Below are 24,775 nucleotides of genomic sequence, written 5' to 3'. Positions count from 1 at the left end.
GTGATCGGGACAGCCGTACGGGAAGCCATGACGGCGTTGCGTGCCGCCTACGACGAACTGGCGGGCGGCGGCGTGGACGTCCTCACGCACACCGAACTTCTGGGGGTGCTCGACGAGCTCGAGACCTTGTGCTGTCAGCTGCCCACGCAGTCCCAGCGGCTGCTGGCCCGGCTGCAAGCCGAGACCACCTGCCAGGAGCTGGGGGCCAAGTCATGGCGAGACGTCCTGATGATCCGGTGGCGGCTGTCCTCCAAGGAGGCCAACCGCCGGCTGGCCGAGGCGACGGACCTGGCTCCGCGGCACACGCTGTCGGGGGAACCGTTGCCTCCCTTGTTGCCTGCCACCTCGACCGCTCAGGGGCTGGGGATGCTCACCAGGGAACACGTCACCGTGATCCGAACCGCGTTGACCAAACTCCCCGGCTGGGTGACCCCCGCCGAACGTGGCCAGATCGAGGTCGACTGGGTTCGCCACGGCGTCGGCATGGGCCCGAAGGAACTTGCCGATCAGACCGCACGCACGTTGTTCACCCTGGATCAGGACGGCCCCCTACCCACCGACGAAGAACGCGCTCGGCGCCGCGGGGTGAGCATCGGCAGACAGGGTGCCGATGGGATGACCCAGCTGAGCGCCAACCTGGACCCGCAGGGGTGGGCCGCATGGGAGGTCCTGTTCGCCAAGTTCGCCGCACCGGGGATGTGCAATCCCGCCGACGAGACACCGTGCACCTCGGGAACACCGTCGCAAGCCCAGATCGACTCGGACATCCGCACTCTGGCGCAACGCCGCCACGACGCGATGGTGTTCATCGGCCGCGCGGCTCTGCACAAGGGGGAATTGGGCCATCTCTGCGGGTTGCCGACCTCGATCATCGTGCGCACCACCCTCGCCGAGTTGCGCGATCGGGCGGGCATCGGTGTCACCGGCGGCGGCACCATGATCCCGGTCAGCGACGTGCTGTCGATGGCCGCAGGCCGCGATGCCCACAACTACCTGGCGGTGTTCGACGAGGCCACCGGCTCGGTGCTCGACTTGTTCCACACCCGGCGCACCGCATCGGTGGCGCAGCGGTTGGCGTTGATCGCACGCGACGGTGGCTGCAGCAAACCCGGATGCACCGTCCCGGCGTATGGCACGCAAGTCCATCACGTGGTCACCGACTGGGCCGACGGTGGGAACACCAACGTCGACGAGAACGGGTTGGCCTGCGGGCCGGACAATCGGATGGTCGCACCCAACGGCTGGACTACGCGGATGAACGAGCACCATCAGGTCGAATGGCTACCGCCACCGCGGTTGGACACCGGCCAAGCCCGGGTCAACCACTACCACCACCCCGAAACCCTGCGTCAACCAACCGAATACAGCGGCGCGCCAGCCAACTCGCCTGCCGCACCCGCACCGCCCGTAACACCCACACCACCCGCAACGGCGACGCCCGACGAACCTGGAATCGACCGCGCCGCAACCGACGACCACCCACGGAGCGGCGACCAGCCACCGCCATCGCCCCCGCATCCACCACCGGCGTCGCGAAAGTCACCGCACTACGGTGACGATCCACCCGACGAGCCAAGGCCGTCGTCCCAAAGTGCCTGTGATCAAACGACATCGGCATAGCCGAGTCCGGAAGCGCTAGCCGCGTCCGCCGATCTCACCGAGTTCGTGCACCAGTTCTTTGGTCGCCGGATACAGTTCGCGCCACACGCCGTACAGGTCGTCGTACAACGCTCGGTTGACCGGATCGGGCGTGACCTCATGGGCGATCTTTGCCCAGTCCGTCTCCGGGGCAACGAGTTTGGATCCGATCGCCGCCATCAGGGCGTCGCCGTAGCTGGCGCCGATCGCCTGCTCCGGCACCAGCTGCAGGCGCCCGGTGATGTCGCTGACGGCCTGCGCCCAGATCGGGCTTCGCAGTCCGCCGCCAACCGCGACGGTCCGCCGACCGGTGTGGGCGTCGTCGAACTTCTCCAGGATCTGCCGGATCCCGAAGCCGATTCCCTCGTAGGCAGCCCGGAACAGATGTCCGCGGCCGTGCCGCAGCGTGAGCCCGGCGAACAGCCCCCGCGCCTGCGGGTCGAACACCGGGGTGCGCTCCCCCGCCAGGTAGGGCAGCGCGACGAGACCCTCACTGCCCGCAGGCACCGCAGACGCCTCGGCCATCAGGGTTTCCAACGGAGCGCCGCCAGTGATCGTCTGCAGCCAACTGATCATGCTGCCCGCAGTCGACGTGCCCGCCGTCAACGCCAGCGAACCCCGCTCCAGGCCAGCCGTCGTCCACAGCGCGGGATCGCTGTGGTACTCGTCGATGATCTGGACCAGGAACATCGTCGAGCCGTACATCAGCATCTGGTCACCGGGTGCGCGGACACCAACCGAGAATGCCTCGGCGTAGGCATCGACCGTGCCCGCCACGATCGGCGTGCCCGCGGGGATCCCGGTGGCGTCGGACGCCGCGGCGTGCACGGTGCCGACCACCTCGCTCGGCCACACCAGTCGCGGCAGCGGGAGGTCGCCGCAGATCCGCGCCGCCCACTCGACGTTCCAGTCGAACTCGCTCGTCTCGTACAACGGGTCGCACTGACTGGCGGTGTGATGGTCGAGGACGTACTCGCCCGTCAGCTTGGCGGCGATGTAGGAGTTCGACCCATACCAGCCGGTCGCGCGCTCGAACACCTCGGGCTCGTGCCTGCGCACCCATTCCAGCTTGGGGCCGACGGCCTGGCTCGACAGCTGGGTTCCCGCCCGCCGCATGATCGCCTCGGCGCCGAACTCCTCGGTCAACGAGCGGATCTCGGCGGTCGCCCTGGTGTCGATGCCGTACAGGATCGCGGGGCGCAGCGGGGTCATTGCGTCGTCGCAGAGCACCAGGCACGGACCCACACCGCTGACACACGCCGCGACCAGGCGCGAGCCAGCGGGGACCTCGGCGGTCAGCTTGCGGCTGATCTCGCACACCTCGCGCCACCACGTCGACTCGGCGTCGACCTCGGCCCAGCCGGGCCGGGGCAGGTTCATCGCGTGTGGAATCGTCGCCGACGCGATCACCACGCCTGTCGCGTCCACCAGGACGCCCTTGCTGCTCCCGGTGCCCATGTCGATTCCGAGAAGCAGGTCCACGGCGCAACCCTACGTCGCGACCGCCATGCGCCGGCACCTATCGGGCACCTGCTCGACGTGACCGCACCCGTCAAGCCACCCACACGACGTTGCTCTCGACGGGGTTGCGCGGCATCCGCGCGCCGTTGCCGGGGAAGTCGGGATCGGCGTACCCGATGGACAGTCCGCACAGCACCGAAAGCTCCTCGGGGATCTCGAGTTGCTCGCGGACGACATCGGGGTACAGCGCGATCGACACCTGCACGCAACTGCCCACGCCCCGCTCCGTCAAGGCCAACAACAACGTCTGGAGAAACATCCCGACACCGATGGCGTCGACGTCGCCGAAGTCGCGGTGCATGCACACCACTCCCGCCACCGGTGCGCGGAAGAACTCCCAGTTGCGCCGCTGCGCCTCCCAACGGCCGGCGGCGTCGTCGCGGGCGATGCCCATCGCCCCGTACACCAGCGCCCCTGCTCGCCGGCGCTGCTCGGCGAATCTGGGCGGCAGACCGGCGCTCTGCACCTGCGGTGGCGCGGCGTCGACGGCAGCGAGCAGTGCGGTCACGAGTTGCGCGCGCCGGTCGCCGGTGGCGAGGAAGGCGTGCCAGGGCTGGGTGTTGGAGTTCGACGGCGCCCGCATCGCCAGCGCGAATGCCTCGTCGAGCAGCTCGCGTTCAACCGGCTTGTCCAACAAGAACATTCGCGATGAATGCCGCGCCAGGATCACCTCGCTGAGCTCAGTCACGGCGAATTCGGCGGTCGCTGCGTCGTACCAGTTCGTCCTCTTCGACGAGCACCAGCATCGGCTGGCCTGGCGTGCAGATCATGTTGACCAGGAAGCGCAGCGGCACGTCGTCCCGATTGTTGGCGTCCGAGTAGTGGATCACGTCGCCACCGGGCTCCCAGAACGCCTCCCCGGCCTTGACCACCCGCGGCGCCTCACCCTCGAGCTCGAACACCATCTCCCCCTCCAGCACGTAACCGAAGGCGGGGCCTCCCGGGTGGCGGTGCGGCGGCGCACCGCTGCTGCCCGCGGGCCACTCGATGATCGAGGTCATCACCTCGGCGTTGGAGGGGATGAAAGGTGGTGTGACGCTTTGAATCGTCGTGATCGCGTTCATCAGGTCGGACATGTCGCCGCCGCTCATCGCGTGGCCAGCCAATCGGCGAAGTGGGTGGGCGCCAGGGTCGCGCCGTCTCCCGTGACGAGGCTGCTCTCGGCGATGGCCGTGCCGAAGTACGTGGCCGACGGATCGACCACGACGGGCGTGTCGACGCCCTGCTTGGCGAGTACCGCGCGGGCCATCTCCGCGAACGAGATCTTCTCGGGGCCGCCGACATCGACCACTCCGTCGATGGGGGCGGCGACCGCTGCGCGGGCAACTTCGGCCGCGACGTCGGCGGCGGCGATCGGCTGGATCAGAGCATCTGGCGCCCGCACCTCGTCGTCGACGACGAGCGAGCCGGTGATCGCCTCGGCGAACTCCTGGAACTGCGTGGCCCGCACGATCGTGTACGGCAAACCCGATTCGACGATCGTGTTCTCCTGCACCACCTTCGCGCGCATGTAGCCGCTGTCGGGCAAGCCGTCGACCCCGACGATCGACAGCGCAACGTAATGGCCGACGCCTGCCGCCTTGGCGGCCGAGGTCAGATTCGCCGACGACGCGGTGAAGAACTCGAGCACCGGCCCGTCCTCGAACGACGGAGAGTTGACCACGTCGACCAGTACCTGCGCGCCGCCGACCGCCTCGGCCAGCCCGGCGCCGGTGATGACGTCGGCACCGGTGTCGCGGGATGCGGCGACGACCTCGTGCCCCTCGGCGGTGAGCAGTTCGACGACCTTGGAGCCGACCTGTCCGGTTGCCCCAACGACGGTGATTCTCATGATGTGAAACCCCTTTCCGGTGTCTTGACGAGTTCCACCCTCGCACCCGATCGGGGGCAGTCGAACCCTGGAAAGTCCGTAGTCCGCTAGGACGTGCGGGTGCCCCGGAGTTCGCGACGGGACCGGATCGCCAACTTCGCGAAGATCTTGCGTAGGTGCCATTCGACGGTATGTGCACTGATGAACAGCTGGGCGCCGATCTCGGGATTGGTCAGGCCCGCGCCCGCCAGTTCGGCGATCTGCTGCTCCTGCGGGGTCAGCGCCTGCCCGGATGCCGTCGCGCGTGTGCGCGTCTTCTCACCGGTGGCCAGCAGCTCGCGACGGGTCCGGTCGGCGAATGCCTCGGCGCCCATGCCGATGAACATGTCGTGCGCCGCCCGGAGTTGGACGCGGGCGTCCACGCGGCGATTCTGCCGACGCAGCCATTCGCCGTACACCAGCCTGGCCCGTGCCAGGTGCACGGCGATCCTGGTGCGCCCGAAGCGTTCGACGGCCTCGGCGTAGAGCTCATCGGCGGCGGTGCCGTCGCTCATGAGGGCAAGGGATCTTGCCCTCACCGCCAGCGCCCATTCGGTGCCAGCGGCCGTTGTGCGTTCGACCAGCGATGCCAACGCCGCTTCCGCCGCGGAGTGACGATCAGCGCGAACGGCGGCCTCGACCAGCTCGATGAGGCTCCACGCGTGGATGCCGGTGTCCTCGTACTCGCACGACTTGGCCACGGCATCCAGGGCGACCTGATAGCGGCCGAGCCCGTTGTACAGCACCGCCGTCGCAAAGCCTGCCAGTCCGAGCACCCTTCCCTCGCCCCGCGCGACACCGTCGCGGACCGTGGCGTCGACCTGGCGCATCGTCGCGGTCTCGTCGCCGGTCCACGCCAGCAGCGCGAGGCGGTGATACCGGACGGGCGCAATGCCTGCGGCCGAGGAGATCTCGTCGGCCTCGGCGATCAGCTGCCTCGCGGTGGCGAACTCGCCGGCCTGCACGTGCATTCCTGCCCTGCTGACGAGCGCGCGGGGAAGGACTTCGAGGCCACCCGCTTCGGTGGCGATGCGCACGGCCTCACCCGAGAGCCGGTACCACGCCTCGTCGTCCCACGGCTCGTGGACGAGGGCTTCGTGTGCCATCGGAAACGCTTGCCACAGCCAGTCTTCGGCCGAGATCGCCGCGGCTGCGGCGCGCAGCGCGGGGAGTGCGGCGGTGGGGCCCGAGGTGAGTCGGGTCGCCAACGCGTAGGTCACCTGGTCGACGAGCCGGTCGGACGTCGTGCCGCTCAGGGCGGCAACGGCAGCGGCGGCGGTCTCGCGCACCAGGTCCGGTCCGCCGAGTCGACCGACGTACATCGCCGCGTTGACGGCGTCCAGATGGGCTTCGCCCGCGAGTCGCCTGTCGAGCACCTCGAGCCGTCTCGCGGTGTCGGCGAACTGGGTAACCGACTCCAAGAGCATTGGCGCACTGCCACTTCCGCGGCTTCGACTGAACAGCAGCCGGGACCGAACCTGGGTCAGCCTGGCTCGCTGAACGTCGTCGAGCGGGGCCATGTCGGCGAGGCCGAGGAGTTCGGCGGCGGCCTCAGGAGCGGCGATGGCGCTCTTGGCCTCCGCCGCCGCGAGGGCCCGCGCACCGCGCCGCGCGGGGTCTGGCGTGAGCTCGGCGGCCCTGGCCAGGAACGCCGCGGCCGCGGCGGTGCCACCGCGGACCTGCGCTCGCCCCGCGGACCGCTCGAGTTCGAAGGCGACGGCCTCGTCGGGTCCGATGGCGGCGTGCGCGCGATGCCATGCGCGACGATCCGGGTCGAGCATCGCGTCGGTCGCTTCGGCCAGGGCACGGTGTGCGGCGCGGCGATCGTCCGGATGCGCGTCGCGGTAGGCCGCCGAACGCACCAGTGGGTGTCGGAAACCCACCCGCGCACCGACCTCGATGAGGCCGTCGGACTCGGCGGGTAGCGCACAGTCGGCCGCCAGTCCGAGCACCTTCGCGGCACGCAACAGCAGCGTCGCATCGCCGAGCGGTTCGGCCGCCGCCAGGACCACCAGCCGTCGGGCGTCGTCGGGAAGAGCGCGAATCCGCCGGACGAAGTGTTCCTCGAGCTGGTTGGGGATCGGGCGCGTGTCGGGCCGGAAGTATCCGCCCGCCATCTCCGCGGGGCCAAGGTCGCGTGGTAACTCCAACAGCGCCAGCGGATTTCCGCGCGACTCGGCGATGATCCGGTCCCGTACCCGCTCGTCGAGCCTGCCGAGCAGGGCCCCATCCAACAGTTCGCCCGACGCGACGTCGGCCAGGCCATGGACCTCCCACTCCGGCAGCCCCGCCAGGTCGGCGAGGGGATCCCGCGTCGCGAACACCAGCGCCACTGGCTCGGCGAGGAGCCGACGCGCGACGAAGCTGAGGGTCTGCACCGAAACGCGGTCCAGCCACTGCGCGTCGTCCACGATGGCGAGCACCGGCCCCGCCTCGCAGGCGGCCGCGAACAGCCCCAGCACGGCGAGCCCGACGAGGAACCGGTCTGGCGCGTCGCCTGCCCGGAGCCCGAACGCCACCTCGACGGCGTGACGTTGCGGATCGGGAAGCCGATCGATGCAATCCAGCTCGGGGGCGCAGAGTTGTTGCACCCCTGCGTAGGCCAACTCCATGTCGGACTCCACCCCTGCGGCGCGCAGGACCGTGAACCCGGTCGCGACGTGTACGGCGTGATTGAGCAGCGCCGTCTTGCCGATCCCCGCCTCACCGCGCAGCGCAAGGACCCGGCTGTCACCCGAGCGCGCGGCGGACACCAGATCGGCCAGAGCGCCGAGCTCGGCGTCTCGACCACGCAGCTGACGGGCCGCCGGATCGTCGCTCATCGTCAGAGGTTACGACCTTGGTAAGCGAGAACCCCGGCGCACGTGGTGCACCGGGGTCCTTCGCGTCGATCGAGTTGGCCTGCTCAGCCCTTGCGGGCCTTGACGGCCTCGGTGAGCTGCGGGGTGACCTTGAACAGGTCGCCCACGATGCCGTAGTCGGCGATCTCGAAGATCGGCGCCTCTTCGTCCTTGTTCACGGCGATGATCGTCTTCGAGGTCTGCATGCCGGCGCGGTGCTGGATCGCACCCGAGATGCCAAGGGCGATGTACAGCTGCGGCGAGACGGTCTTGCCCGTCTGGCCGACCTGGAACTGCCCCTCGTAGAAGCCGGAGTCCACCGCGGCACGCGAGGCGCCCACGGCACCACCGAAGGCGTCGGCGAGTTCCTCGACGACGCCGAAGTTGTCCTTGCTGCCGACACCGCGACCACCTGCGACCACGATCTTGGCCTCGGTCAGCTCAGGTCGCGCGCTCTTCTGCGCGGGCTGGCGGGAGGTCACCTTGGTGACCCCACCCTCGGACTCGGGCACCTCGACGGTGACCAGTTCGCCTGCGCCGGCTGTCGGCTCTGCCTCGACCGCTCCGGGACGCACCGAGATGACCGGAGCCTCACCCTCGGCCTTGGCCTCGGTGGTGTAGGCGCCACCGAAGATGGAGTGCACCCCGATGGGGCCCTCTTTGATCTCGATGACGTCGACCAGCAGGCCGGATCCGGTGGCTGCGGCCACACGGCCGCCGACCTCCTTGCCCTCGGCGTTGGCGGCGAGCACCACGGCCACCGGCGATGCCGACTCGATCAGCGAGAGCAGCACGTCGACCTTGGGCGTGACGAGGAATTCTTCGGCGGAGTCGGACTCCGCGGCATAGATCTTCGCCGCACCGGCGGCCTTGAGGCCCTCGGTGAGCTTCTCTGCGGTGCCGGGAGTGCCGACCACCACCACCGACGGCTCACCGAGCACGCGGGCCGCGGTGATCAATTCGCCGGTGACGTTCTTCAGATTGCCGTCAGCGTGCTCAGCGAGCACGAGTACTTCTGCCATTGCCTCTTAGTCGCTCTCTATGAAATGTGGGGTTCGGGGGAAGATCGGAGAAGCTCAGAGCAGCTTCTGGGCCACCAGGTAATCAGCGATCTGCTTGCCGCCCTCGCCCTCGTCGGTGACCTTCTCACCGGCGGACTTCGGCGGCTTCGGCGTTGCCGACGTCACCGTGGATCCGGCGTACTCACGGCCGACCTCGTCGTTCTCGACCCCGATGGCCTCCAGCGTGAGCTTCTCGACCGGCTTCTTCTTGGCGGCCATGATGCCCTTGAAGGACGGGAACCGGGCGTCCTCGACGACCTTTTCGTTGATGCTGATGATCGCGGGCAGAGACGCCTCGAGGCTGAAGATGCCGTCGTCGGTCTCGCGCTCGCCGGTGACCTTGCCGTCACCGATGTCGATGCTGCGCATCGCCGTCAGCTGCGGAAGGCCCAGGAACTGCGCCAGGATGGCGGGCACGGCGCCGCCGATGCCGTCGCTGGTCTCGTTGCCTGCGATGACGAAGCCGATGTCCTCGATCTGACCGAGCGCACGGGCCAACGCCCATGCGGTCTGCACGATGTCGGAGCCTGCCAGCGCGTCGTCGACGAGGTGGTAGCCGGAATCGGCACCCATCGACAGGGCGCGGCGGATGGCCGTCTCGGCGCTTGCGGGGCCTGCGGTCAGCACGACTACGTTGTAGTCGGCGTCCGCGTGCTTCTCCTTCAGCTGCAGCGCGACCTCGACGGCCTTTTCGTTGATCTCGTCGAGAACCGGGTCGCTGCCCGCACGATCAAGCGTCCAGTCGCCGTCGGTGAGCTTCCGGTCTTCGTAATCAGGAACCTGTTTGATCAGGACCACGATGTTCGTCATGAGTGTGGTTCGTCCTCCTCGATGAGGCCTAAGCCGGCCTGCCCATATCACGATTCATGCAACGACCTCCATGTTACTGGTTGGTAACTTGAGGCCGGACGCAGGATCACCATAGCTGGTCTTGTCTAACCATCTGCCCGCCCCGTCGGTGTCGCAACCGGTCGTGAGCGGGTGACAATCGCCACTGCTGCGTTAGCCTGCGTTGGCAATGAGCGCATTTTTCACCAAAGAGCCGTCCGACTCCGTCCCGTCCCCCGCGGGGGCTCTTCCCCTCACGGGGGAACGCACGGTGCCAGGTCTGGCCGAGGAGAACTACTGGTTCCGCCGCCACGAGGTGGTCTACCAGCGGTTCGCCGACCGCTGCGCGGACCGCGACGTCCTCGAAGCAGGCTGCGGCGAGGGGTACGGCGCCGACCTGATCGCCGCAGGGGCGCGGCACGTCATCGGCCTCGACTACGACGAGTCGGCGGTCGCGCACGTACGGGCCCGCTACCCCCGGGTCGACATGCGGCACGGGAACCTGGCCGAGTTGCCGCTGCCCGACGCCGCCGTCGACGTGGTCGTCAACTTTCAGGTCATCGAACACCTCTGGGATCAGGCGCAGTTCGTCGACGAGTGCGCCAGGGTGCTTCGCCCCGGCGGCGTCCTGCTGATGTCCACACCGAACCGCATCACCTTCTCCCCCGGCCGTGACACCCCGATCAACCCGTTCCACACGCGCGAACTCAACGCCGCCGAACTCACCCAGCTGCTCACCGACGCCGGTCTGGTGATCGAGGCCATGCTGGGGGTGTTCCATGGCGCTCGCCTGACCGAGCTCGACGCCCGCCACGGCGGCTCGATCATCGACGCCCAGATCACGCGCGCGCTGGCGAACGCGCCCTGGGCCGCCGACCTGCTTGCCGACGTCGAGTCGATCAGCACCTCGGACTTCGACTTGATCGATGCGAACGACCGCGACATCGACGAGAGCCTGGATCTGGTGGCCGTCGCGGTGCGCCCGTGACCGACCGCGCCACGGCGCAGTCACCCGCCGCCGTGCCCGGCCTGTTCACCTTGGTCCTGCACACGCACCTGCCGTGGCTGGCCCACCACGGCCGCTGGCCGGTGGGCGAGGAATGGCTCTACCAGTCCTGGGCGGCGTCGTATCTCCCGCTGATGCGCGTGCTGCGCACACTCGCGTCCGAGGGCAGGGGCCACCTGCTCACCCTCGGCATGACGCCCGTCGTGACCGCCCAGCTCGACGACCCGTACACCTTGACGGGCATGCAGCACTGGCTGGCCAACTGGCAGCTGCGGGCGCGCGAGGCCGCGGCCCGACCCGGCGAGTCCGGCTCGGGATACGCGGCATCGGAAGCGTTGCGGGCCTTCGGTATTCGTGAGTACGAAGCCGCGGGCCGCGCACTCGACGACTTCGCGCTGAACTGGCAACACGGCGGCAGCCCCGTCCTTCGTGAGCTCATCGACGCCGACGTCGTCGAACTACTCGGCGGCCCGCTGGCGCATCCCTTCCAACCACTGCTGCACCCCCGGCTGCGGGAGTTCGCGCTGCGCGAGGGCCTTGCCGACGCCGGTCAGCGCTTTGCCCACACCCCCGGCGGCATCTGGGCACCGGAGTGCGCATACGCCCCCGGCATGGAGCGGGACTACGCCGCCGCAGGAGTCACGCACTTCATGGTCGACGGCCCCACCCTCCACGGCGACACCGCGCTGGGTCGTCCCTCGGGCGACACCGACGTCGTTGCCTTCGGCCGCGACCTGCGGGTCAGCTACCGGGTGTGGTCGCCCAAGTCTGGTTATCCCGGCCACGCCGCCTACCGCGACTTCTATACCTTCGACCACCTCACCGGCCTCAAACCGGCCCGCGTCACCGGCCGCACCGTGGCCTCCGACGACAAGGCGCCCTACGAACCGGACCGCGCCGACCGCGCCGTCGACGTCCACGTCGCCGACTTCGTCCAAGTGGTTAGGCGCAGGCTTGCCTCGGAGTCCGAACGGCTCGGCAGACCCGCCCACGTCATCGCGGCCTTCGACACCGAGTTGTTCGGCCACTGGTGGCACGAGGGCCCCATCTGGCTGGAACGGGTGCTGCGCGCGCTGCCGGAGGCCGGCGTGCGCGTCGGCACGCTGTCCGACGCCATCGACGCCGGCTTCGTCGGCTCGCCGGTCGAATTGCCCGCCAGCTCTTGGGGTTCGGGCAAGGACTGGCAGGTGTGGTCGGGAGACCAGGTCGCCGACATCGTCGCCCTCAACGCCGAAGTGGTCGATACCGCGCTCGCCACCGTCGACAAGGCGCTGATGCAGAATGCCTCGGTCGGCTCACCGACGCCCCGCGACACGATCGCCGACCAGATCCTGCGCGAGGCGCTTCTCACCGTGTCCAGCGACTGGCCGTTCATGGTCAGCAAGGACACCGCGGCCGACTATGCCCGCTACCGCGCCCACCTCCATGCACACGCCACCCGGGAGATCGCGGGCGCGCTCGCGGAAGGACGTCGCGAACACGCGCAGCGCCTGGCCGACGGTTGGAATCGCGCGGACGGATTGTTCGGCGCCCTCGACGCGAGGCGGCTTCCCCGATGACCGCCAACCCCTCGGCGGAGCCGGCCGTAAAGGTCCTGCTGGTGTCGTGGGAGTACCCCCCGGTGGTGATCGGCGGGCTCGGTCGCCACGTCCATCACCTCGCCACCGCCCTCGCCGACGCCGGACACGAGGTCGTCGTGCTGAGCCGTCGGCCGTCGGGCACCGATCCGAGTACCCACCCGTCCGGCGACGACGTCAGTGAAGGCGTCCGCGTCGTCGCGGCGGCCGAGGATCCACACGAATTCGACTTCGGCACCGACATGATGGCCTGGACGCTGGCCATGGGACATTCGATGATCCGCGCCGGTCTCGCCATCAAGACGTCCGGCAGGCGCTCGGCCAAGCCATGGCGGCCCGACGTCGTCCACGCCCACGACTGGCTAGTCGCGCATCCCGCGATAGCGCTGGCCGAACACTTCGACGTACCACTGATTTCCACGATTCACGCCACCGAAGCGGGCAGACATTCGGGCTGGGTTTCCGGCAAGATCAGCCGCCAGGTCCACGCCGTCGAATCGTGGCTGGTGCGCGAATCCGATTCACTCATCACGTGTTCGGCATCGATGGGTGAGGAGATCACCGAACTCTTCGGCCCTGGGCTGGCCGAGTCGCGGGTCATTCGCAACGGAATCGACTCTGCGCTATGGCCGTTCGCCCGCCGCACGCCGCGTCGAGGTGCGGCCCGACTGCTGTACCTGGGCCGCCTGGAGTACGAGAAGGGCGTGCACGACGCGATTGCCGCGCTCCCCCGTATCCGGCGCACCCATCCCGGTACCACGTTGACGATAGCCGGCGAAGGAACCCAACAGGACTGGCTAATCGAGCAGGCGCGAAAGCACAAGGTAATCAAGGCCGTCGACTTCGTCGGGCGGGTGGATCACGAGCGGTTGGTCGCACTGCTGCACGACTGCACCGCCGCCGTGCTGCCCAGTCACTACGAGCCCTTCGGCATCGTCGCACTCGAGGCAGCGGCGACGGGCGCGCCCCTGGTGACGTCCAACGTCGGCGGTCTTGGCGAGGCGGTGTTGGACGGCCAGACGGGAATGTCCTTCCCGCCGCGCGACGTCACGGCCCTGGCCGCCGCGGTCCGTGCGACGCTCGACGATCCGGCGGCAGCCCAACGGCGCGCCGTGGCGGCCCGCAAACGCCTGGACTCGGCGTTCGACTGGGACACCGTGGCCGCCGAGACCGCGCAGGTGTACCTCGCCGCCAAGCGCCGTGAGCGGGAACCGCATCGGCGTCGCGTCATCGTGGAACACGCGCTCCCGGGAAGGTAGTGGCTAGCGGGCGCTACTTCATCGCCGCCGCCACGGACATGTGCCCCTCGAAACCAAGGTCATTCGCCATCACTCGATACCGATCGCGATAGTCCACGTACTCGGCCTCATTGCCATCAGCTTCTGCCAACAGGGCGCGCAGCCTCAGCAATGGGAGGACGTGCAGGACGTAGCCAGGGTCGGTCGGTACCGCGGCGAGGCCGTCCACGGCGAACCTCGCTTCGGCTCGATCACGTGCGGTGCCGCGCTTCATCAACGCCTCCACGAGAGCGCTCACCGCAGGGCCGCGAGACGTCATCTCGCCGCACGCGAACATGGCGTCGCAGTTCTTACGTGCCAGCTCCACCGCGCCGTCCACGTCGCCCCGCCGGAGTTTCTCCTTCACCAGCTCGGTGTCCACCCAACGCACCCAGTCCACTGAGACTCGCTGTCGCGCAGCGGTCTGGCGATAGCGGTCGAGCCAGTCCAGAGCTTCAGCGCGCCTGGACGGTGGTTGGTCGATGAGAACCATGCCGCGAGCCAATTGTGTTGCCCCGAGCGCGAAATCATCGCTCGCGCGCTCAGATGCCGACACGGCCTCGGCCGAGTCGCGAAGCGCCACCTCGTCAGTGCGTGAGGCCCCGTTGTGTATCGGAAACGCGTACTTGAACAGGATCCCCGCTGCGTACGTGGTTGCATCGAGCCCACGGCTCATCTCGATCGCCGCATCGAAATCGGCACGCCAGCCGGAGATCCCGAGGCATAGCCGATTCGCACCACGCAAGGTCATCGCGAAGGCAAGCGGCGACCCGAGGAAGATGCCACCCCGCGTGGCATCACCCTCAGCGAGTTCAATCGTCCGCTGGGCCAGCCGAAGTCCCTCGATCGGTTCTCCGCTCTGCAACTTGGCGTTGCTAGCCGCGGGCAAGGTGGCAAGGGCCAATGACGGATCGCCGATGGTATCCGTCGAATCGACGAGGTCTGACGCCACTCGCGATGCCTCGGCGAAACGGTCCTCGAAGATCAATGCCGTCACGCGCCCAGCCATGCCGATCACCCTCGACACGGCATCGGCCGATCCCACACAAAGCTCGCTGAGCTCGGCGAACAAACCGTCAGTCGAACCTCCCCACTCCCTCCATGCATTGGCACACAACAACATTCGGGGGGCGATACGCATTGGTATCGTGTCTGGCCGGTCGGAGGAGAGGAGATCGGCGGCCCGCCTCGCCCGCTCCCAACTCGTCCGCGACGCGCGAATGTCCCTGCTCGCCGCTGACGCCGCGGCGCGCATGTGCCAGTCGTATGCGGACCCCATGTCCCCCGCCGCCTCGAAATGCTCGGCGATCAACGCCGCGTTCTCGTCGGCAGTGTTCATCCCCTCGAGGGCCGCGGCCAGCCTCTCGTGCAATCGAACTCGGTCGGAGCGTAGTTGCGATTCATAGGCCACTGTGCGGATCAAGGGATGACGGAACGCGTACACGGCCCGCGGCGTAAAGGCCACCTGATCGATGAGCTCGGCCTTGAGAAGGTCGTCGACGCCTGCGACGTCCACCAGTGCTACCAGAAGGCTTGCGTCGAAACGGTGCCCGATTACGGCCGCGGCGTTCAGAAGTCGCTTCGAGGTCAGCGTCAGCCGGTCTATACGGGCGGCGATGACGGCCTGAAGCGATGCGGGAACACGGATGATTGCGGAGTCCACAGCGCATCGGTAGGTGCCAGGAGTTCCGTCGACGACACCGCGCTCGGCGAGATCACGCACGAGTTCTTCGGCGAAGAATGGGTTGCCCGCAGCTGTGGCCGTGATCTGTTGAACCAGCGGCGTCACCGACGCATCCGACCCCAACAGTTCGGTGGCAAGCACAACGGACTCCGAATCGAAGAGTGGGGCCAGCGCGATGCGTTGCGAACTCGGTAGCCGATTCAGTAGCCCGTCATACTCCGGTCGAAATGTGAAGAGGAGCAGAGAGCGCGAGCGTCCGATGACCGCCCCAAATTCGGCGATCATGGATTCGCTCACCTGATCGATCCAGTGAGCATCCTCGAGCACGTACACCGTTGGGGCCGAGCGTGCCAGCGCTGCGGCGCTCAACAGAGCGCTGATCCGCCGCCTGCGCGCATCTGGATCGATGTCGGGAAGACCCACCTCGGAATCGGGGATGCCCAGCAGATCGTTGAGCAGCAGGAGATCCTCCGCGTCGGCGTCGACCAGCCGGGTCTTGACCGCAGCACGCGCCGCGTCATCGGCAACGTGTTCGATCTCGAACACGTCTCGAAGTAGTCGCGCCACGACGTGGAACGAGATCTCGCGGGTGTGTGACTCGCAGTAGGTCGTGAAGACCTTGATTCCTCGGCCTTCAGCAGCCGAGACTGCCTCGGCGACCAACCGGCTCTTGCCGATGCCTGGCGGCCCCACCACGCCGACGACGCGACCTCGTCCCTCGACGAGTTGGTCGAGGACCCCGACGATGGAGCTCAGCTCCCAGTCGCGTCCGACCAAAGTCGACAGCTGCCGACTGCGACGTCCCCTTGTGGACCTGACGGTTAGCAACCGACGGGCAATGACCGGCGTCGCGACATTCTTGATCCGGACGGATTCGGCGTCGCCGAGCGTGGCAACACCGGCGACGAGACTGGCTGTCGACTGACTCAGCATCACCCCGCCGGGCGGCGCCACGGACTCCATTCGTTGCGCCAATCCGACCTGCTCGCCGATGGTGGTGTAGCTCGAAGGGCCAGTACCGATTTCGCCGGCGACCACCTCGCCAGAGTTCAGACCGATTCGTAGTCGCAACGCAATGCCGTCGCGGCGCTCGACGTCGACGGCGCAGCGCTCGACCTCGTGTTGAATGTCCAACGAGGCGAGGCACGCGCGAAATGCGTGATCCTCCAACGCGACCGGCGCGCCGAAGACTGCCATCAGACCATCGCCGGTGAACTTGTCGATGGTCCCCCCGTAGCGCTCCACCACCATCGACGAACACCCGAACACCTCGGCCATGATCTCGCGCAGCCGTTCCGCGCCGAGCGTGTAGGCCATGTCCATCGAACGCACCACGTCGGCGAAGAGCACGGTGACCTGCTTGTATTCGGCGCGCAAGCGCTCCGAGGAGATCCGCGCACCACAGCAGTCACAGAACCGCGCGTCCGCACGCGCTTCGTTGCCACAGCTTCGGCAGCTGTGCGGAGTCGCCGGTCCCCCACCGTCGTTCACGTCAATATCGTGGCACTGCGGCGTCGATGCCGCGGCCGAACCTCCAGCATGACCGAACGCCTAGCGGGAGGCCTTCTTGCGCTCGATGTCGGCCAGCGCCGCCGCCAACTCGGCGCGCTCGGCAGCCGAGGTCTCCCACGCCAGCTTGCGGTTCTTGACCACCTTCGCCGGAGCACCCACCGCGATCGAGAAGTCGGGGATGTCGCCCTTGACCACGGCGTGCGCACCGAGAACGCAACCACGCCCCACCGACGTCCCGCGCAACACCGTCACCTTGGCGGCCACCCACGTGTCCGGCCCGATCCGCACCGGGCCCTTGATGATGCCCTGGTCCTTGATCGGCAGCTCGATGCTGTCCATCTTGTGGTCGAAATCGCAGATGTAGCACCAGTCGGCCATCAGCACCGAATCCCCCAACTCGATGTCGAGGTAGGTGTTGATCACGTTGTCGCGCCCAAGCACCACCTTGTCGCCGATGCGCAGCGAGCCTTCGTGACAGCGAATGGTGTTCTTGTCGCCGATGTGCACCCAGCGACCGATCTCCATGGTGGACAACTCCGGCGTCGCCTGGATCTCTACGCCCTTGCCGAGGAACACCATGCCGCGGGTGATGATGTGGGGATTGGCCAGCTTGAACTTCAGCAGCCGGTAGTAGCGGACCAGGTACCACGGTGAATACGCCTTGTTCGCAAGAACCCACTTCAGCGACGCCCTGGTGAGGAACTTCGCCTGCCTGGGATCCCGTAGTCGTGAACCCCGCCAGCGCTGGTGAATCGGGGCGCCCCACATCGTGGTCATGGCCGGACAGCCTACTGCCCCCCTGTCCGGCTCCTCGCGCAAGCGCTCGTCGGTCCGTCCAGCTCGCCACGCTGTTGCCCGCTCCCGCCCAGTCACCGGGCGTCGGGATAGTCTCGGGACTCGATGCCTGCTCCCCGAGTGATCGTGCGCCGCGTAACGGCCGTGGCGGCCGCGGTGTTCACGACGTTGCTCTCGGGCGCATGCGGCAACACCGATTCCTGGGTCGAGGCCCATCCGGCCAGTGGTTGGCCCGCGCAGTACGGCGACGCGGGCAACACCAGTTACACGGCCGTCGACGGGGCGGGCGCCCTGCGACTGGACTGGATCCGCTCGGCCAAGGGCGAGGTCGACTCCCAGCCCGCGCTTGGCTCCGGTAGCTACCTTGCACTCAACGCGCAGACTGCGGGCGGCTGCTCCCTGATGGTGTGGGAGATCGACAACCGCGCCCGCCAACGCTGGTGTACCCGGTTGTGGCAGGGCGGCGGGTTGTCCAGTCCGCTGCTCGACGGATTCGACAACGTCTACGTCGGTCAACCAGGCGCGATCATGTCCTTCCCCGTGACGCAATGGATCCGCTGGCGCAATCCGGTGATCGGGCTGCCGATGACACCACGCCTTCTGGACCCCGGCCAGTTGCTCGTCGTCACCCATCTCGGGCAGGTGCTCGTTCTGGACGCGCACCGCGGCACCGTCGTCGGTGCACCACTCGACCTCGTCGAGGGCGTCGACCCCAAGGACTCCCAACGAGGTCTAGCCGACTGCCAGCTGGGCCGGCCGCGGTGCCCGGTGGCCGCCGCACCGGCGTTCTCCGCCGCCGCTGGCATGGTCGTGATGACGTTGTGGGAGCCCGACGCCGAGGCGCCCGCCGTGGTCGGGCTGCGCTACCAGCCGGGGCAGGCCGCCGTGCTGACCCGCGACTGGACCAGCACCGCCGTGGTGGGCGGGCCACTCGCCAGCCCCGTTCTGTCGGCCGACGGCAACACCGTCTACGTCAACGGCCGCGACGAACGACTCTGGGCTCTGAACACCTCCGACGGCACGGCCAAGTGGTCGGTGCCGCTGGACTTCCAGCCGCAGACTCCGCCATCGATCTCCCCGGACGGGCTGATCGTGTCGGGCGGCGGACCGGACGCGAAGCTGGTCGCGGTCAAGGACTCCGGCGATCACGCCGACGTGGCGTGGACCCGTGACGAAGTCGAGCCACTCTCGACGTCGAGCCTCGGCGGCGACTCGGTCGCCTACACCGTGGTGCGGGACGGCGAGGGCATGGCGCTGCTCGCCTTCGAGCCCGCCGACGGCAAGACCCTCAACACGTATCCGCTGCCGGGTGCGACGGGCTTTCCGGTCGGGGTGTCGATCGGCCACGACCGACGGGTCGTGACGGCAACCAGTGACGGCCGGGTTTTCGGCTTCGCTCCTGCGTGACTCGTTCTACGTGATCATGAAGTCGACGGGGCCGCGCGGGATGGTGACCTGCAGCGCTCCGGCTGCCTCGGGCAGAATGTCACCCTGTCCGAAGAAGAAGATCAGCGAGTCGTTGGTGATGGCGAAGTTCTGATACTTGGTCGGGTCGAGGCCCACCTCGGGCGAAATGGGCATCGACTGACCCAACTGCCGGTCCACGTCGGCCTGCACCAGCGGCAGGATGATCGGGAACGGTTGCGTGCCCTCCCGGAACAGGGTGTCGATGGTGATTGGCTTGCGCAGGCCCTGATCCCAGGTGAACGACTTGTAGAACGTCGTCGGGTGCGCGCCGCCGACACCCTGGTAGGTCTTGAACACCACGCTCTGTGTGCCGCGCGGCGGGACAGCCGAGTTGAACTCGGTCTCGGTGGTCTCCAATTCGTATGGCTGACTGCGCGAATCCGGCATCTTCGCGACGTTGAGGAACCCGTCACGCGTTTGCTTGACGTAGTCGAAGACCGCTTGGACGTCGGGATAGTCGATCGGATAGCTGATGGACATCGTGTAGGCGGGATCGGTGGCCTGGATCTGGCATGTCTGATCGGCATCGATGGCACCGCCGAGGTCGGCGCACTTCGGTGGTGCGGCGGACGCGACCCCGACACCCGACCAACCGAGCACCGCGACCGCTGAGATGGCCAGAGCCAGTGAGGAATGACGCATCTGCCGAATAACCTCCACCGATGGGTGCGGCACCGGCGCCGCCGTCGCCACATTACCCGCGGGTTCAGCGGGAGGGCTTGCAAACGTAGGCCACCGACCTGCTCGCGGTTCCCGCCCCGATTCTGGTGATCACCACGGTGAGCCGTTGCGAGCCGCGCAGCCGCAGGCGCGGCCGCAGCACGTCGGGGTCGACGGAGACACCGCGCACCAGGATCTCCACCGCGCCGACGTCGCGAATTGAAAGTTCTTGCCGCAGTGTACGTTCGGAGAAGTTCAGCTCGGCGATCACCTCGAATCCGCGGACGCCGTCCGGCAGGGTGTCCCCGGTGAGATAGGCGATCGCCGGGTCGAGCTGCCAGAGGCCGTGCCGGGCACCGTAGTGCCGCACCAAACCCGCTCGCACCACGGCTCCGTCGGGGTCGACGATCCAGCGGCCCGCCGGACCGGCCGGGCAGTCGTCGGGCTCGGCGTCGGTGATCTCCTCGGCGCGGTCGAGGATGGTGGCGCGGCGCGTCACCCCAGGCTCGGACAGGCCCGCAGACCACAGACAGGCTTCCCGCACCCCGCCGCCCAGTGAGGTGACCGCGATCTCGCCGACGAAACCGAGCCTCCCCACCTGGTCGAAATCGATTCCCGGAGCGCACTTCACGACGAGGTCACGGTCGGCGTAGACGGCGAGCAGCTCGTCGAGTGGTGGTGTGTAGTCCCGCGGATCGAACCGACGTCGGCCACCGATGCGCCGCGCCGGATCGGCGACGACGACGGTGTCGCGAGTGATGGGATGGAGGGCGTCGGCCCGGCAGAGCTCGACCCCGGCCACGTTGTGCCGCGCCATCGCCAGGCGCACCGGGTCGAGGTCGCTGCCGACGACGTAGTCGGCCGTGCCGCGCAGCGCCGCGAGCTCGGTTCCGACCGAACACGTGACGTCGTGGACGACCCGCCCCGCGAGTCGCCCAGCACGGTGCGTCGCGACTGGCTCGGCGGTGGCCTGCTCCAGTGCCTCCTCGGTGAAGAGCCAGCCCGACGCGTCGTCGAACTTGGCGGAGGCCCGGCGGCGAAGCAGCGTCGTCTCGATCAGCGCGGCGGCGCGGTCACCGAAGCGGTCCCGCACCGATGCGACGTCGGAGATCCGGCTGGCATCGGTCAGCGCCAGCTCAGCCACCTCTGCGAGGGCGCCCCGTCCGTCCGCGCCGCCGAGGTAGGCGACGGCGTCGACCGTGAAGCTCAGGCCACCCCTCAGGACGGCTTTACCCCGGTGACCATCACGTTGTAGAACCAGCCCTTCGGCACGACGTGGCGCCACACGTTGGCGTCGACCCAGCTCAGCGTTGTCCAGCTCTTGAACGCGAACTTGGCCCAGCCCCAACCCAATCGGCCCGGTGGCACCGATGCCTCGAAGGTGCGCACGGGCCAGCCGAGCATGGCCGCGGTGAACTCCTCACTGGCGGTCCTGACGTCGACGGCGCCGACGTTGGTGGCCATCCGCTCCAGGTCGCTGGGCTCGAACGTGTGCAGGTCGACGATCGCCTCCAGCGCGGCGGCGCGCGAGGACTCGTCGAGTTCGGACTGCGGACGGCGCCAGCCTTCGAGGCCTGGCAGCTTGGTGACACTCGTGGCGACCCGCCACGTCAGCGTCGACAGGTTGCGCGCGTAGACGTTGCCGGTGGTGGTCGGCTCGCCGGCGAAGACGAATCGGCCGCCGGGCTTGAGCACGCGGATGACCTCCCGCAGTGACAGTTCGACGTCCGGGATGTGATGCAGCACCGCGTGTCCGACGACGAGGTCGAACGTGTCGTCCTCGTACGGGATGCCCTCGGCGTCGGCGACCTTGCCATCGACGTCCAGCCCGAGGCCTTGGCCGTTGCGCACGGCGACCTTGACCATCCCGGGCGACAGGTCGGTGACCGAGCCGCGCCGAGCCACCCCGGACTGAATCAGGTTGAGGAGGAAGAAGCCCGTGCCACACCCCAGCTCGAGCGCCCGGTCATAGGGCAGGGCGCGCTGGATGTCGTCGGGCACGATCGCGTCGAAGCGGCCGCGGGCGTAGTCGATGCACCGCTGGTCATACGAGATCGACCACTTGTCGTCGTATGTCTCGGCCTCCCAGTCGTGGTACAGCACCTGGGCCAGTTTGGTGTCGTGGCGGGCCGCCTCGACCTGCGCGGCCGTCGCGTGGGGATTGGGGACCGGAGCGGCCGCGGCATCGGGCCGGAGAGCCGGTTCGCCATCGAAGCGTGGCTCACGATCGGTACTCGTCATGAAGGGCAGCCTAACGGGCCGCCCTGGCGCGGTCCGCCCTAGCGGGTGCCTGGGCGCTCGACGCGCCCTTCACGCAGGCGCCCTTCACGCAGGCGCTCATCGGCCGAACGCGGCCTTGGCTGCCGCCAGGACCTGCGCGGACGCGTCGACGTACCGCGCCGCCCATGCCACGGCGGCGTCGTACACCCCGTCCGGTGCCACCATCTCATCGGTCAAGCCAAGGGCCAGCGCCTCCTCGGCCGCCGCGAAGCGTCCGGTGAACGTCAGCTCCTTGGCCTTGCTGTCGCCGATTGCGCGCGCCAATCGCTGCGCGGCCTCCTCTGGCGGCGCCAGCCCGTCCAGGATCTGGGTGACGCCCCACTTCACGTTGTCTCCGCTGATGCGCCAGTCCGCAGCCAGGGCGAGGGTCAGGCCGGTGCCGAGCGCGTAACCGGTCACCGCGGCCACCGTCGGCTTCGGAATCGCCGCGACGGCGTCGACGGCGGCCATGCTCACCCGGACCGCCGAGGCGATGCCCTCGGCGTCGAGGGTGCGCAGCTCGGGGACGTCGTCGCCCGCGGAGAAGATCTCGTGGCCGCCGAAGAGGACGACGGCGGCGACGTCGGCATGCTCGCCGAGTTCGGTGGCGGTTGCGGCGATCTCCCGATAGGCCTGCCGGGTCAGTGCGTTGGTCGGTGGACGCGACAGCAGCAGGGTGCCGACGCCGTCCTTGACGTGGGCGCTGACGAACTCGTTCAAGAAGTCGCGCCCGGGGCCGAGGCGCCCTTGCCGGGTGACCTCCGATTGCGGGCCGCGTTGTAGCGTTCGCTGTCGAAGAACTCGATCTCCCAGTTGCCGTCGTGCATCTCGAGGTGCGGCTCGATGGTCACGATCCGGCGTTCGACGGCGAGCACCTCGGCGGTGGTCCGGCCGTTCAACGAGTCCAGCTGGGTCCAGGTGGGCGGCAGCAGGAAGGTCGTGCCGCCTGCGAAGTCGTCGAGCGCGGCTTGCGGGGTCGCCCACGCCGCCTGGTCGGTCTCGGTGTTGTCCCCGTCGGCTCGCTGCCCATCGGGCAGGACGCCGACGAAGAAGAACGTGTCGTAGCGGCGGGTGCGCTCTTCCTTCGGGGTGATCCAGTTGGCCCACGGGCGCAGCAGGTCGGCACGCAGGACCAGTTTCTCGGTGCGCAGGAAGTCGGCGAACGACAGCGAGTTGTTGGCCAATTCGGCCCTGGCGTCGCGGTAGACCGAGGCATCGCCCACGATCTTCTTCGCGCCGTCCGGCGAATTGGCGGGCCCCGCGAACAGCACCCCGGACTCCTCGAATGTCTCGCGCGCGGCGGCGCAGACCAGGGCTTCGGCCAGCCCGGTGTCGACGCCGAACCGCTGCGCCCACCACGCCGGCTCGGGGCCGAACCAGGCGATGTCTGCGTTCCGGTCGCGATCGTCCACCCCGCCGCCGGGGAACACCGTGACTCCTGCCGCGAAGGCCATGGCCGAATGCCTGCGCATCAGGAAGACCTTGATGCCGGAGGGCGTGTCGCGCACCAGCATTACGGTGGCAGCGGGCCGGGGCGGCAGTGGCGCGTCGGCGGAGGCCTCACTCACGTGGCCGCCCTTCTGTGCGCCGCCCTGCTGCGCGTTCGCCGAGCGAAGTAGCGGCCCTCGATGAGCTCCAGCGCGATGGACTGGCCGAACGCCTTGGACAGATTCTCCGAGTTGAGGACGTCGTCAAGGAGACCGGAGGCGACGACCTTGCCCTCCGACAGGATCAGGCCGTGACTGAACCCCGGCGGGATCTCCTCGACGTGGTGGGTCACCAGGACGGTCGCCGGGGCGTCGGGGTCGGCGGCCAGGTCGGCCAGCCGCGCCACCAGTTCCTCGCGTCCACCGAGGTCGAGGCCCGCGGCCGGTTCGTCGAGCAGTAACAGCTCCGGGTCGGTCATCAGCGAGCGGGCGATCAGCACCCGCTTTCGCTCCCCCTCCGACAACGTGTCATACGTGCGGTCCGAAAGATGCTCCGCGCCAACGCTTTCCAGCATGTCGACCGCCTGCTCGTAGTCGACGTCCTCGTAGCGCTCCCGCCATCGGCCCAGCACCCCGTAACCGGCCGACACCACCAGGTCCTTGACCAGTTCCCCTTCTGGCACGCGCTGCGAGAGCGCCGACGAGCTCAGTCCGACTCGCGCCCGCAGCTCGGACATGTCGGCCCTGCCCAGCCGCTCGCCGAGGACGTAGGCCGTGCCCGAGGACGGGTGCTCCATGGCGGCCGCGATGCGCAGCAACGAGGTCTTGCCAGCGCCGTTGGGTCCGATCACGACCCAACGTTCGTCGAGTTCGACCGCCCAGGTGACGGGCCCGACGAGATTCTTGCCACCGCGCCGCAGGGTGATCTTGGTGAAGTCGATCAGCAGGTCTGGGTCGACTGTGTCTTCACGATCGTCACGGGCGGCTGGCACTCGCTCATCGTAGTCAGGCGGGGTTCGGTGAATGACCACCCGCTGGCGGCGAGCCACCGTCGTGGCGTGACCTTCAGAATGACTTGAACCAGCGGGCCGATGCCGAAGGCGTACACGACGGTGCCGACGCCGACGGTTCCGCCAAGGAGCCAGCCGACCGTCAGCACGGTGGCCTCGATGGCGGTGCGGACCACGCCGACCGGCAGCCCGGTCCGGGCAACGAGCCCCGTCATGAGGCCGTCGCGCGGGCCGGGGCCCAGTCCGGCGCCGATGTACAGCACGGTGGACACGGCGTTGAGCAGGACGGCGCCGAGCATCATCGCGATGCGCACGGGCAGGCCAGTTGGCTCCGGCAAGACGGCCAATGCGGCGTCGACCGTGA

General features: G+C 68.4%; 21 protein-coding genes. 5 read left to right on the top strand and 16 right to left on the bottom strand.

What is annotated here, in order from left to right; all coding sequences use genetic code 11:
- Positions 1-27: 27 nt before the first annotated feature.
- Complete coding sequence (locus tag ABW137_RS14135) at positions 28-1,620, top strand: HNH endonuclease signature motif containing protein (protein WP_526400929.1); 1,593 nt, start codon at positions 28-30, stop codon at positions 1,618-1,620.
- Between the two features lie 15 nt (positions 1,621-1,635).
- Here ABW137_RS14135 and ABW137_RS14130 read toward each other — a convergent pair whose 3' ends face one another.
- From ABW137_RS14130 to ABW137_RS14100, 7 genes are all read right to left on the bottom strand, one after another.
- On the bottom strand, positions 1,636-3,120 hold the full coding sequence (locus tag ABW137_RS14130) for an FGGY-family carbohydrate kinase (RefSeq protein ID WP_526400913.1): 1,485 nt from the start codon (positions 3,118-3,120) through the stop codon (positions 1,636-1,638).
- Between the two features lie 70 nt (positions 3,121-3,190).
- On the bottom strand, positions 3,191-3,847 hold the full coding sequence (locus tag ABW137_RS14125) for a nitroreductase (RefSeq protein ID WP_526400911.1): 657 nt from the start codon (positions 3,845-3,847) through the stop codon (positions 3,191-3,193).
- A complete protein-coding gene (locus tag ABW137_RS14120; protein WP_526400910.1) occupies positions 3,840-4,235 on the bottom strand; it encodes a cupin domain-containing protein in 396 nt (131 codons plus the stop codon). The genes ABW137_RS14125 and ABW137_RS14120 overlap by 8 nt, the downstream gene beginning before the upstream one ends.
- Positions 4,236-4,246: 11 nt before the next feature.
- Positions 4,247-4,990, bottom strand: a complete 744-nt coding sequence (locus ABW137_RS14115) for an SDR family oxidoreductase (protein WP_526400908.1) — start codon at positions 4,988-4,990, stop codon at positions 4,247-4,249.
- A gap of 86 nt (positions 4,991-5,076) precedes the next feature.
- On the bottom strand, positions 5,077-7,830 hold the full coding sequence (locus ABW137_RS14110; RefSeq protein ID WP_526400906.1) for an ATP-binding protein: 2,754 nt from the start codon (positions 7,828-7,830) through the stop codon (positions 5,077-5,079).
- Positions 7,831-7,913: 83 nt separating this feature from the next.
- On the bottom strand, positions 7,914-8,870 hold the full coding sequence (locus tag ABW137_RS14105; RefSeq protein WP_526400904.1) for an electron transfer flavoprotein subunit alpha/FixB family protein: 957 nt from the start codon (positions 8,868-8,870) through the stop codon (positions 7,914-7,916).
- Positions 8,871-8,924: 54 nt separating this feature from the next.
- Positions 8,925-9,719, bottom strand: coding sequence for an electron transfer flavoprotein subunit beta/FixA family protein (locus ABW137_RS14100; protein ID WP_526400902.1), 795 nt, complete (start codon positions 9,717-9,719; stop codon positions 8,925-8,927).
- A 208-nt stretch (positions 9,720-9,927) separates the two neighbouring features.
- Between ABW137_RS14100 and ABW137_RS14095 the strand changes: the two genes are divergently transcribed.
- The 3 genes from ABW137_RS14095 to ABW137_RS14085 are packed head-to-tail and all read left to right on the top strand — an operon-like array spanning position 9,928 to position 13,579.
- Entirely contained in the window at positions 9,928-10,725 is a 798-nt protein-coding gene (locus ABW137_RS14095; RefSeq protein ID WP_526400900.1) for a class I SAM-dependent methyltransferase, read from the top strand.
- Positions 10,722-12,302 (top strand): 1,4-alpha-glucan branching protein domain-containing protein, encoded by a 1,581-nt coding sequence (locus tag ABW137_RS14090; protein ID WP_526400898.1) that lies wholly within the window; start codon positions 10,722-10,724, stop codon positions 12,300-12,302. Before ABW137_RS14095 ends, ABW137_RS14090 begins: the two co-directional genes overlap by 4 nt.
- The gene (locus tag ABW137_RS14085; RefSeq protein ID WP_526400896.1) at positions 12,299-13,579 is read left to right on the top strand and encodes a glycosyltransferase family 4 protein; all 1,281 of its coding nucleotides are present in this window, start codon (positions 12,299-12,301) and stop codon (positions 13,577-13,579) included. The genes ABW137_RS14090 and ABW137_RS14085 overlap by 4 nt, the downstream gene beginning before the upstream one ends.
- 13 nt (positions 13,580-13,592) lie before the next feature.
- On the opposite strand, the gene ABW137_RS14080 is transcribed toward ABW137_RS14085, so the two are convergent.
- Positions 13,593-16,772 (bottom strand): ATP-binding protein, encoded by a 3,180-nt coding sequence (locus tag ABW137_RS14080; protein WP_526400894.1) that lies wholly within the window; start codon positions 16,770-16,772, stop codon positions 13,593-13,595.
- A gap of 60 nt (positions 16,773-16,832) precedes the next feature.
- A complete protein-coding gene (locus ABW137_RS14075; RefSeq protein WP_526400892.1) occupies positions 16,833-17,570 on the bottom strand; it encodes an acyltransferase in 738 nt (245 codons plus the stop codon).
- 123 nt (positions 17,571-17,693) lie between these two features.
- Here ABW137_RS14075 and ABW137_RS14070 point away from each other — a divergent pair, with 123 nt between their 5' ends.
- Positions 17,694-18,995 (top strand): BamB-related PQQ repeat family beta-propellar protein, encoded by a 1,302-nt coding sequence (locus tag ABW137_RS14070; protein WP_526400890.1) that lies wholly within the window; start codon positions 17,694-17,696, stop codon positions 18,993-18,995.
- A gap of 6 nt (positions 18,996-19,001) precedes the next feature.
- Here ABW137_RS14070 and ABW137_RS14065 read toward each other — a convergent pair whose 3' ends face one another.
- The 7 genes from ABW137_RS14065 to ABW137_RS14035 form a co-directional block, all read right to left on the bottom strand.
- Positions 19,002-19,697, bottom strand: coding sequence for an esterase (locus ABW137_RS14065; protein ID WP_526400888.1), 696 nt, complete (start codon positions 19,695-19,697; stop codon positions 19,002-19,004).
- A 64-nt stretch (positions 19,698-19,761) separates the two neighbouring features.
- Positions 19,762-20,976 carry a THUMP-like domain-containing protein gene (locus ABW137_RS14060; RefSeq protein WP_526400927.1) on the bottom strand — a complete coding sequence of 405 codons (1,215 nt, stop codon included), beginning with the start codon at positions 20,974-20,976 and terminating at the stop codon, positions 19,762-19,764.
- Positions 20,934-21,956 carry a class I SAM-dependent methyltransferase gene (locus ABW137_RS14055; RefSeq protein WP_526400886.1) on the bottom strand — a complete coding sequence of 341 codons (1,023 nt, stop codon included), beginning with the start codon at positions 21,954-21,956 and terminating at the stop codon, positions 20,934-20,936. Before ABW137_RS14055 ends, ABW137_RS14060 begins: the two co-directional genes overlap by 43 nt.
- Positions 21,957-22,052: 96 nt before the next feature.
- Positions 22,053-22,694 (bottom strand): enoyl-CoA hydratase, encoded by a 642-nt coding sequence (locus ABW137_RS14050; protein WP_526400884.1) that lies wholly within the window; start codon positions 22,692-22,694, stop codon positions 22,053-22,055.
- Positions 22,691-23,488 (bottom strand): NUDIX hydrolase, encoded by a 798-nt coding sequence (locus tag ABW137_RS14045; RefSeq protein ID WP_526400925.1) that lies wholly within the window; start codon positions 23,486-23,488, stop codon positions 22,691-22,693. Before ABW137_RS14045 ends, ABW137_RS14050 begins: the two co-directional genes overlap by 4 nt.
- A gap of 50 nt (positions 23,489-23,538) precedes the next feature.
- Positions 23,539-24,393 carry an ABC transporter ATP-binding protein gene (locus ABW137_RS14040; protein ID WP_526400882.1) on the bottom strand — a complete coding sequence of 285 codons (855 nt, stop codon included), beginning with the start codon at positions 24,391-24,393 and terminating at the stop codon, positions 23,539-23,541.
- The coding region (locus tag ABW137_RS14035) for a DUF6198 family protein (protein ID WP_526400880.1) at positions 24,342-24,775 on the bottom strand (434 nt) is incomplete at its 5' end. The genes ABW137_RS14035 and ABW137_RS14040, both read right to left, overlap by 52 nt.

This window comes from Mycobacterium sp. (assembly GCF_040509115.1).
Classification (GTDB): Bacteria; Actinomycetota; Actinomycetes; order Mycobacteriales; family Mycobacteriaceae; genus Mycobacterium.
Note: the sequence above shows the minus strand (reverse complement) of the source record. Positions and strands in the feature narration are given on the sequence as shown.

Excerpts from the sequence above, each read along its gene's own strand:
- ABW137_RS14135 (WP_526400929.1), top strand. The coding sequence starts at position 28 with ATGACGGCGTTGCGTGCCGCCTACGACGAACTGGCGGGCGGCGGCGTG.
- ABW137_RS14120 (WP_526400910.1), bottom strand. The coding sequence starts at position 4,235 with ATGTCCGACCTGATGAACGCGATCACGACGATTCAAAGCGTCACACCA.
- ABW137_RS14115 (WP_526400908.1), bottom strand. The coding sequence starts at position 4,990 with ATGAGAATCACCGTCGTTGGGGCAACCGGACAGGTCGGCTCCAAGGTC.
- ABW137_RS14110 (WP_526400906.1), bottom strand. The coding sequence starts at position 7,830 with ATGAGCGACGATCCGGCGGCCCGTCAGCTGCGTGGTCGAGACGCCGAG.
- ABW137_RS14105 (WP_526400904.1), bottom strand. The coding sequence starts at position 8,870 with ATGGCAGAAGTACTCGTGCTCGCTGAGCACGCTGACGGCAATCTGAAG.
- ABW137_RS14100 (WP_526400902.1), bottom strand. The coding sequence starts at position 9,719 with ATGACGAACATCGTGGTCCTGATCAAACAGGTTCCTGATTACGAAGAC.
- ABW137_RS14095 (WP_526400900.1), top strand. The coding sequence starts at position 9,928 with ATGAGCGCATTTTTCACCAAAGAGCCGTCCGACTCCGTCCCGTCCCCC.
- ABW137_RS14085 (WP_526400896.1), top strand. The coding sequence starts at position 12,299 with ATGACCGCCAACCCCTCGGCGGAGCCGGCCGTAAAGGTCCTGCTGGTG.
- ABW137_RS14075 (WP_526400892.1), bottom strand. The coding sequence starts at position 17,570 with ATGACCACGATGTGGGGCGCCCCGATTCACCAGCGCTGGCGGGGTTCA.
- ABW137_RS14070 (WP_526400890.1), top strand. The coding sequence starts at position 17,694 with ATGCCTGCTCCCCGAGTGATCGTGCGCCGCGTAACGGCCGTGGCGGCC.
- ABW137_RS14065 (WP_526400888.1), bottom strand. The coding sequence starts at position 19,697 with ATGCGTCATTCCTCACTGGCTCTGGCCATCTCAGCGGTCGCGGTGCTC.
- ABW137_RS14055 (WP_526400886.1), bottom strand. The coding sequence starts at position 21,956 with ATGACGAGTACCGATCGTGAGCCACGCTTCGATGGCGAACCGGCTCTC.
- ABW137_RS14045 (WP_526400925.1), bottom strand. The coding sequence starts at position 23,488 with ATGCTGGTGCGCGACACGCCCTCCGGCATCAAGGTCTTCCTGATGCGC.